Source organism: Streptomyces sp. SID9727, from assembly GCF_010550605.1.
In the GTDB taxonomy this organism is placed as follows: Bacteria; Actinomycetota; Actinomycetes; order Streptomycetales; family Streptomycetaceae; genus Streptomyces.
The window spans coordinates 1-8,445 of the sequence record NZ_JAAGNI010000527.1; the positions used below are offsets into that span (position 1 = coordinate 1).

Genomic DNA, 8,445 nt, shown 5'->3' on the forward strand with positions numbered 1-8,445 from the left:
CGCTGCCCGCCCCGGAGAGCCCGGCGGCGGCCGGCGGGCGGGCCCCGCGCACCGCCCGGGAGCGCGCGCTCTGCGAGGTGTTCGCGCAGACCCTCGGAGTGCCCGAGGTCGGCGTCACCGACGACTTCTTCGCGCTCGGCGGCCACTCCCTGCTCGCCGTGACCCTGGCCCGCCGGATCGGGGAGCGCTGCGGGGTGCGGCCCTCCCTGCGCGCCCTGTTCGCGACGCCCACCGTCGAGGGCGTCGACCGTCTGCTCGGCCGGGCGCCTGGGGAGGAGGAGCGCGAGGAGGCAGCAGCGCCGGACTTCGCCGCCGAGGTGAGGCTCGCGCCGGACATCACCGGTGCGCGCCGGGACCGCCGGCCCGCCCGCCCCTCGGCGCGGCCCCTGCTGACCGGGGCCTCCGGCTTCCTCGGCGCGTTCCTCCTGCGCGATCTCATCGAGGCCACGGACGGCCCCGTCGACTGCCTCGTCCGGGCCGCGAGCCCCGACAGCGCGGCCCAGCGGCTCCGGGCCAACCTGGAGCACTACGGCCTGTGGCAGTCCCGGTACGCCGACCTGATCCACCCCGTCCCCGGCGACCTCGCGGCCCCCGGCCTCGGTCTCACCCCCGACGAACGGACCGCCCTCGCCCGGCGCCTGGGGCCCGTGCTGCACAACGGGGCACGCGTCAACTTCGCGGCCCCGTACGGCGATCTGCGCGCGCCCAACGTGGCCGGCACCGAGGAACTGCTGCGCCTCCTCGCGGACTCCGGCTCGCCCGGCCTGCACTACATCTCCACCACCGGCGTGTACGCGCCGTCGCGCGGGACGGACCCCGCACCGCTCACCGAGTCGTCCCCGACCGGCCCGGCGGACGGCCTGCCCGACGGGTACGCGCAGAGCAAATGGGTCGCCGAGCAGCTGGTGGGCCTCGCCCGCGAGCGCGGCCTCCCGGTGACCGTCCACCGCCCGGGCCGCATCAGCGGTGACACCGCCACCGGTGCCTGCCAGGACCGCGACCTGCTCTGGCAGCTCATCAAGGGCTGCCTCCAGGCCGGCGCGGTCCCCGATCTGGCGCACGGCACGACCGACTGGGTGCCCGTGGACTACGTCAGCGCCGCCGTCACGGCCCTCAGCACCTCCGAGCGCCCGGGGACCCGGGCGTACCACTACACCAACCCGGACGCGCCCGGCCTGGACCGCGTCTTCGAGGCGGCCGCCCGCCTCGGATACGCGCTGCGCCCCGTGACCCCTGAGGAGTGGCGGGCCTGCGTGTCCGAACACCCGGACAACGCCGCACAGTTGTTCCTCGGCGACGACGGTCGGTCCGGCCACGACGAGACGGACCACCGCCGCTTCGACTCCGGCCGCACGGCCCGGGCGGCGGCGGAAGCGGGCGTGCGTCAGCAGCCGCTGACTGATGAGGTCCTGACGCGCTATCTGACGTACTTCCAGGTCACGGGCTTCCTGCCGGCCCCCGGAACGCCTCCGGGGGCGTAAAGGATCATCAAACGGAAGGTCCCCGGCAATCCGTATACAACCATCCATGCCCCTCGGAGGTCCCAACAAGTGGGAGCAAACCACTCCCGGAGCTACAAGGGGGAAATATGCGAAACATCCGTACTCTCGCCACCGCCGGGGCCCTGACCACCCTCATGGTGGGTGCGACGGCCGCCTTCGGCCCGACCGCCTCCGCCGCGCCCAACACCACCCCGCAGAAGGTCTGCGGCAGCTCGTACAAGACCGTCAACTCCGCCGCCGTGGGCTCGCTCGGCACGGTCTACCTGACCTACAACGCGTCCAACGGCAAGAACTGTGTGGTGACCATCCGGTCCGCCCCCGGCGCCGCGAAGGAGATGTCGGCGTACCTCTACGTCCCCGACACCGACGCGTCGGCCAGCGACTACGGGAACTACACGTCGTACGCCGGCCCGGTCTACGCCTACGGCAAGGGCCACTGCGTCAGCTGGGGCGGCCACATCGCCAACGTGTACGTGTCCGTGGAGAACTCCAACTGCGCCTCGTTCAAGGAGCAGCGGTCCCTCGAAGTCCGCTGATCCGCCGCTCACCGGGCCCGCCGCCGGCTCCCACCGGGGGCGGGCCCGCCCAATTCCCCGCTTCACCCGTGGCGGGCACCCCGCGTTCCGTACGCTGCTTCGGACGGGCGGACTGCTGAGGGGGAGCCACATGTCCTTGCGCAAGGGAGCCAACACACCGGTCGCGAGTCCGGTCGTACGGGTGGAGCTCGGCTGGCGCACCGGCCCCGGCGCACCCGACGTCGACGCGTCGGCGCTGCTGCTCACGGCGGGCGGCAGGGTCCGCTCGGACGACGACTTCGTGTTCTACAACCAGCCCGTCCACCCCCGTGGCGCCGTGCGCCACGAGGGGCGGAGGCAGGACGGCGCAGGGGTGGTCGAGACGATCCAGGTGTCCCTGCCGTCAGTGGAGCAGGACATCGCGACCGTGGTCCTCGCGGCCTCCACGGACGGGACCTTCGGCAGGGTCTCCGGACTGTACATCCGGGTGCTGGACGCGGTGACCGGCGCCGAGACGGCACGGTTCGATCCCGTGGACGCCACCACGGAGACGGCGTTCGTGCTCGGGGAGCTGTACCGGCGCAACGGCGCGTGGAAGTTCCGCGCCGTCGGCCAGGGGTACGCCTCCGGCCTGGCGGGGCTCGCCACCGACTACGGCATCACCGTGGACGAGCCCGCGGCTCCCGCACCGGTCACCGCGCCCGCGCCTCCGCCCGTCCGGCTGACGAAGATCACGCTGACCAAGGCCGCGCCCTCCGTCTCGCTCACCAAACAGGGAGCGACCTCCGGTGCCATGCGGGTCAACCTCTCCTGGAGCGCCCGCACACCCCCGCGCGGCCGGATGAACAAGGGCAGCGGCGCCGTCCGCCTCGAAGACGTCGACCTCGACCTCTCCTGCTTGTGGGAGCTGCGGAACGGGGCGAGCGGGATCGTCCACCCCATCAACAACCAGTTCGGCTCGTACGACCAGCCGCCGTACGTCCAGCTGGACCACGACGACCGGACCGGCGGCAGCGAGGACGGCGAGAACCTCACGATCAACCTCGACCACACCGCCGAGATCAAGCGCCTCCTGGTGTTCGTGGCCATCTACTCCGGCGCTTCCAGCTTCGCCGGTCTGCACGGCGTGGCCACCCTCCACCCGCCCGCCGGACCACCGATCGAGGTGCGACTGGACGAGTGCACCGTTCCCGCTCCCGTGGCTGCGATCGCCCTCATCGAGAACATCGACGGCGAACTCATCGTCCGCCGGGAGGCGAAGTACATCATCCTCCCGCCCGGCATCCTCAAGCAGCAGGCCGTCGACCTCGCCTACGACTGGGGCCTGTCCTGGCAGCCGGCCAGCAAGGACTGACCGGCTGCCGGACCGCTGCTACCCGTACGTGACGGTCACCGGCGCATGGGCGTTGCGCTTGGGCAGGGTGACGGTCAGCGTCTTGGAACCGGCGTCCCACGTGTACGCGTGCGGGGACAGGTGCGCCCCGGTCGCGGTGACCCTCTTCGGCGCGTGGTCGGCCCGGACCGACAGGGTCCACACGCGGTTCTTCGCCTGGCCCCGGAAGGAACCCTTCGCCGGAGCGACGGACACCGTGTGGCGCCCGCCCGCCTCCTTGTACGAGACCTTCGTCGTGGCGCTCCGGACACTGCCGGGGGCGCCCCCGTCGTCCTCGTACAGGCTGAACGAACCGGAACCGCCCGGGGCGATCGTCAGCGTGAGGTCGTCGGCCCCGGACGCGCCCTCGTGGGCGACGTCATGCGTACGGCTCGGGACGATCCCGCCCGCCCGGACGAACACCGGCATGGTGTCCAGCGTCGTCGTGACGTCCTGGGTGGTGCCGCCCTCGTACGTCTTGCCGGTGAAGTAGTCCGTCCACCGACCCGGCGGGAACCACACGGACGTCTTCGCGGAGGCGCCGGGCGTGGTGACCGGGGCGACCAGCAGGTCGGAGCCGTAGAAGTACTCGCTTCCGGCCGACTCGTACGCCTGCTTCTCCTCCGGGTACTCCAGGTACAGGGGCCGGACGATCGGCACACCGGTCCGGTTGGCCTCCTCCGCGAGCGTGTACGTGTACGGCAGCAGGCGCTCGCGCAGGTTGAGGAACTTCTTCGCGGACGCCGACGCCTCGGAGCCGTACTGCCAGGGCAGCCGGTCGCTGTGGTTGCTGTGCAGCCGGTCGACGGGCTGGAAGGTGCCGAACTGGACCCAGCGCGCGTACAGGTCGTCGGGCAGCTTCGTCGTGGTGTGCGTGCCGCCGCCGTCGGTGTACGTCTCCGAGCCCTTCAGGCCCGTCGTGTCGTTGTGGCCGCCGATGTCGTGGGTGATGTTGGCCATCCCGGTCGCCGCCGACTCGGCCGGGGTGTACCCGACCTCGAACTTCAGCGTGCCCCAGGTGGACGACGTGTCCCCGGAGAAGTGGACCGTGGTGCGCTTGTCGGCCCAGGGGCCGGTGGGCACCGCCTGCTGTCCGCTGTATCCGGCCGCCTGGAGCGAGCCGAAGGCCCGCGACAGCACGAACCCGCGCTCCTGGTGCTCGGCGGTGGCGTCCGCGTACTGCTGGTTGATCCAGGCGTCCGGGGTCACACCCGGCAGCGAGGACTGCGCCGCGTCGCAGCACCAGTCCAGCCACCAGAAGTCGTTGCCCTGCTCGTCCATGGTCCGGTGCAGATCCATGTACGCCCGCAGCTGATCGGGGTCGCCGAAGTCGAAGACGTAGCAGTCCGGACCCGCGCCACCGCCGCAACTCCCCTTCTTCAGCTTTCCCTTGGCAGTCTTCTGCGCCTGGGCGAACTGGGGGTCGGCGGCGAGGATGCTGGGGTGCACGTTGAGCGTGTTGTGCAGGCCCTGGGACTCGGACCAGTCGAAAAAGCCCTTCGGGTCCGGGAACTTGGCCGGGTCGATCTCCCAGCCGCTCCACGCGTTGACGGCCTTGTAGTCGGTGTCCGTCACGAGCACGTCCAACGGCACACCCTCCGACCGGAACTTCGGCAGGATCGTGTTCCGGTAGTCCGCGTCCGTGCGGTCGATGTACTCCGAGTACCAGACCCCGTACGCCCAGGAGGGCAGCAGGGCGGGCGGTCCGGTGAGCGTCGCCAGGTCGCCGAGGCCCCGCTTGTAGTCGTGGCCGTAGCCGAAGAGGTAGCCGTCCTGGTACGGGGCACCGCCGTGCGCGGAGCGCTGGGTCACCTTCCGGGACGCGGAGTCGTAGAGCGCGGACGGGGTGTCGTCCAGGAGGTACCAGCCGTCCTGGCCGAGGAGCCCGGGCGTGGTGGCGGGCGGTGCGCCGTTGCCGGTGACGCCGTCGAGGCCGCGCCGGTATCCGCCGAGGGCCAGGTGCGGCTGCGGGGCCGGGTCGCCGGTGGCGGCGACGGACACGGTGTCCGCGTTCACATGGCAGCTCTCGGCGTCCGGGCAGGCGAGCGTGACGTCGTTGGCGCCCGCGTCGAGGTGGACGGGCAGAGTGGCCGTGGACCACGTGTCCCAGTCGTCCGTCGCGGGGAACGACAGGGTGCCGGTGGCGCCGCCCGCGGACACGGCGGCGGTGCGCGTCTCGTGCCGGCCGTCGCCGCCCGGGCCGTTGGCGTAACGGACGCGCAGGGTGTACGTGCCGGCCGAGGGCACCTCCACCACATGCGTGGTCAGCGAGGAACCCCGGTTGAGCTCCGCGACGAAGCCCGTCCCGGCGAAGCCCTGGTGATCGGTGGCGGCGGCCGCCGAACCGATGGCCCGCCCGGCTTCCGCCTCACAGCTCACCCCGAACCGGCAGTCGGCGATCGCCGTACTGGACGCGGGCGGGAACGCCTCGCCCTCGCCCAGCAGGGCGAGGCTGTCCACGTTCACACTGCCGGAGTCCGCGGCGCCCCGGGTCAGGCCGAGCGTGTGGTGCCCGGCGCCGAGCCGGACATCGGCGAAGGCGGTGTCCCAGGTGTCCCAGTCCGCCGTCGGGGGCAGTGTCACCCGCTGCTCGTCGCCGCCGTCCACCGACAGGGTGAGGGTGCGTGGCTCGCTCTTGCCGTCGCCGCCGCGCGCATTGGCGTACCGCACGGCGAACCGGTAGGCGCCCGCCGTTCTGACATCGATGTCAGAGGACAGGGAGGCGCCGGTGCTCTCGAAGCCGGCGGCGAACCCCGACCCCGTGTAGCCGTCGTGGTCGGACGCCACGGAGACCCCGCCGGCCCGCAGGTTCTCCGCTTCGCAGAGAGCGCCGGGCGCGCAGGTGATGCGGTGCCAGGGGGTTGCGGTCACGGGGGTTTCGCCGGCGTTCAGGCGCACCGACAGGTTGCCGGCGTCGAAGGGCCCGGAACCGGCCTTGTACCGCAGCGTCACCGCGCTCGTCCTGATGGTGAGCCAGCCGTCCGCCGTCTTCGCGGTGTACGCCGTCGGGGCGAAGGCGCCGCGGCCGATGGCGTTGAACGTCGCCTCGTCGGTGAACGCGCCGTCACCCGCGTACTCGGTCCGGATCAGCGTGGGCGACAGCACCTGGAACCGGGCGTCGCCCGAGGTGACCGTCGGGATCCGGTGGCTGTGCGGGCCGTCTGCGGACGCCGGGCCCACCGTGCCCGTGACCGTCATGGCCGCCGCGGTGCCGAGGACGGCGGCGGCACCGGTCCACCTCCGCAGCCCTCTGCGCCACCTCGCGGATGGAGGTTTCACGTGCGACTCCGTTCTCACACCGACCGGCAGGTCCGTCAGCACCGCACCGCTCGTTGTGCATCGTTGGAAAAGTGCAAGGGGAATGAGAGCACGCCCATGGCGCGGTGTCCATAAGACCGACGCCGGAACGGAGTTCACGCCACGAGGAGGATGACGGCACACTGGGCGGACGAGGTTGTCAGGACGGGGGAACGACATGCTGACCGGGATAGTGATCGACGCTTGCGACGTGAGGGGCACGGCCCGCTTCTGGGCCGACGCGACCAGGGGGCGCACCGGCGGCCTCCTGCTGCGCTGCGAGCAGGTCGACCGGCCGAAGCCGGCGCGCAAGAACCGCCTGCACCTCGACCTGGCCGGCGGACCGCGCTGGGAGGCGGAGACCGCGCGGCTGCTCGCCCTCGGGGCGACCCGGGCCGACATCGGCCAGGGCGGCGTGCCGTGGGACGTGCTGGCCGATCCGGAGGGCAACGAGTTCTGCCTCCTGCGCCCCGGGCACCCGGGCGTGCGCGCCGGCTCCGGGCTCGTCGCGGTCTGCCTCGACGTCACCGAGGAGGAGCGCGAAGCCCAGCGGGACTTCTGGGCGACCTGGTCCGGCTGGCCCGTGGAGGAGGACCACGCCCGGTGCGTGCGCCTGCGCCGGACCCCCACCGCCCCCGTCTCGCTCGTGATGGGCCCGCCCGCCGCGCCGCAGGCCGACCGGGACCGGGTGCGCCTCCTCGTCAGCCGGCCCGGCGTCGAACCGGGCACACACCGCGATCCCGGCGGGAACACCTTTCACGTCGGCGGCTGACGCCGGCCGGCCCCTCACATCCGGTCCGACTGATGGCCGACACCGGTGAATTAGCCGATGGCGCGGGCGCCCCGTGCCCGGCACCTTGTGCGGGCAGGCAACCACATCCCCGCGTTCCCCTCAGGAGTGCCCCATGCCTCGTCGTTCACCGCGTCGGCTCCTCGGCGTCCTCGCGGCCGTCACGGTCGCGTTCACCCTGTTCTCCTCGGCGTCCGCGGCCGGTGCCGCAGAGTCGCCCGCCCCGGCCCGCGCGGCCGCGGTGCAGCCGCTGTCGACCAGCACCCCGGTCGTCTTCGTGCACGGCTACACCGGCAGCGCCTCCAACTGGGTCACCGCCATGAGCGTCTTCCGGCTCAACGGCTGGTCGAGCTCGAACCTCTTCGCGTACGAGTACGACTCCTACGGCAACAACATCACCAACGCCCAGGGCCTGGCCGCGTTCGTCAACAACGTGAAGTCCCGGACCGGGGCGAGCAAGGTCGCGATCGTCAACCACTCCATGGGCGGTCTCGTCAGCCAGTACTACCTCAAGGTGCTGGGCGGCAACACGAGCGTCAGCCACCTCGCGTCCATCGCCGGCGCCAACCACGGCACCACCTACGCCGGAGCATGCCTGATCTACACCACCTGCCAGCAGATGTACCCGGGCTCCTCGTTCATCTCCCAGATCACCTCCGGTGACGAGACCCCCGGCGACACCAAGTACGCCACCTGGTACTCGGCGTGCGACGGCATCATCCTCCCGTACTCCAGCACCCGCCTGAGCGGCGCGACGAACAACAACGTGCTCTGCCAGACCCACATCGGGTACCTGGCCGACACGATCGTCCTCGGCCAGGTCGCGCGGTTCATCGCCTCCTGACCCCGCGTGACCCGGACGGGTCCGGTCCCCGGCGCCTCGCCGCCGGGGACCGGACCCGTCCGCTGTCGGCTCAGGCCCGGACGCTCCGGCGGCGCACCGCGGCGAAGCCCACGGCGCCCGCGCCG

At 72.2% G+C, this 8,445-nt stretch carries 6 protein-coding genes; 5 read left to right on the forward strand and 1 reads right to left on the reverse strand.

Features of this window, described 5'->3' with window-relative positions:
* From G3I41_RS36035 to G3I41_RS36045, 3 genes are all read left to right on the forward strand, one after another.
* Positions 1-1,481: thioester reductase domain-containing protein (locus G3I41_RS36035; RefSeq protein WP_164404738.1), on the forward strand; the 1,481-nt coding region annotated here is incomplete at its 5' end.
* Between the two features lie 107 nt (positions 1,482-1,588).
* A complete protein-coding gene (locus tag G3I41_RS36040; protein WP_164404739.1) occupies positions 1,589-2,038 on the forward strand; it encodes a spore-associated protein in 450 nt (149 codons plus the stop codon).
* Positions 2,039-2,168: 130 nt separating this feature from the next.
* On the forward strand, positions 2,169-3,371 hold the full coding sequence (locus G3I41_RS36045) for a TerD family protein (protein WP_164404740.1): 1,203 nt from the start codon (positions 2,169-2,171) through the stop codon (positions 3,369-3,371).
* 18 nt (positions 3,372-3,389) lie between these two features.
* On the opposite strand, the gene G3I41_RS36050 is transcribed toward G3I41_RS36045, so the two are convergent.
* A complete protein-coding gene (locus tag G3I41_RS36050) occupies positions 3,390-6,587 on the reverse strand; it encodes a TIM-barrel domain-containing protein (protein WP_164404743.1) in 3,198 nt (1,065 codons plus the stop codon).
* Positions 6,588-6,864: 277 nt separating this feature from the next.
* Here G3I41_RS36050 and G3I41_RS36055 point away from each other — a divergent pair, with 277 nt between their 5' ends.
* Together G3I41_RS36055 and G3I41_RS36060 are read left to right on the forward strand one after the other, a co-directional pair.
* A complete protein-coding gene (locus G3I41_RS36055; protein ID WP_164404741.1) occupies positions 6,865-7,458 on the forward strand; it encodes a VOC family protein in 594 nt (197 codons plus the stop codon).
* A gap of 133 nt (positions 7,459-7,591) precedes the next feature.
* Positions 7,592-8,320, forward strand: coding sequence for an alpha/beta fold hydrolase (locus G3I41_RS36060; protein ID WP_164404742.1), 729 nt, complete (start codon positions 7,592-7,594; stop codon positions 8,318-8,320).
* Positions 8,321-8,445 lie beyond the last annotated feature (125 nt).

What these genes read in the sequence shown, in the direction of transcription:
- G3I41_RS36040 (WP_164404739.1), top strand. Translation starts at nt 1,589, where the DNA reads ATGCGAAACATCCGTACTCTCGCCACCGCCGGGGCCCTGACCACCCTC.
- G3I41_RS36045 (WP_164404740.1), top strand. Translation starts at nt 2,169, where the DNA reads ATGTCCTTGCGCAAGGGAGCCAACACACCGGTCGCGAGTCCGGTCGTA.
- G3I41_RS36050 (WP_164404743.1), bottom strand. Translation starts at nt 6,587, where the DNA reads ATGACGGTCACGGGCACGGTGGGCCCGGCGTCCGCAGACGGCCCGCAC.
- G3I41_RS36055 (WP_164404741.1), top strand. Translation starts at nt 6,865, where the DNA reads ATGCTGACCGGGATAGTGATCGACGCTTGCGACGTGAGGGGCACGGCC.
- G3I41_RS36060 (WP_164404742.1), top strand. Translation starts at nt 7,592, where the DNA reads ATGCCTCGTCGTTCACCGCGTCGGCTCCTCGGCGTCCTCGCGGCCGTC.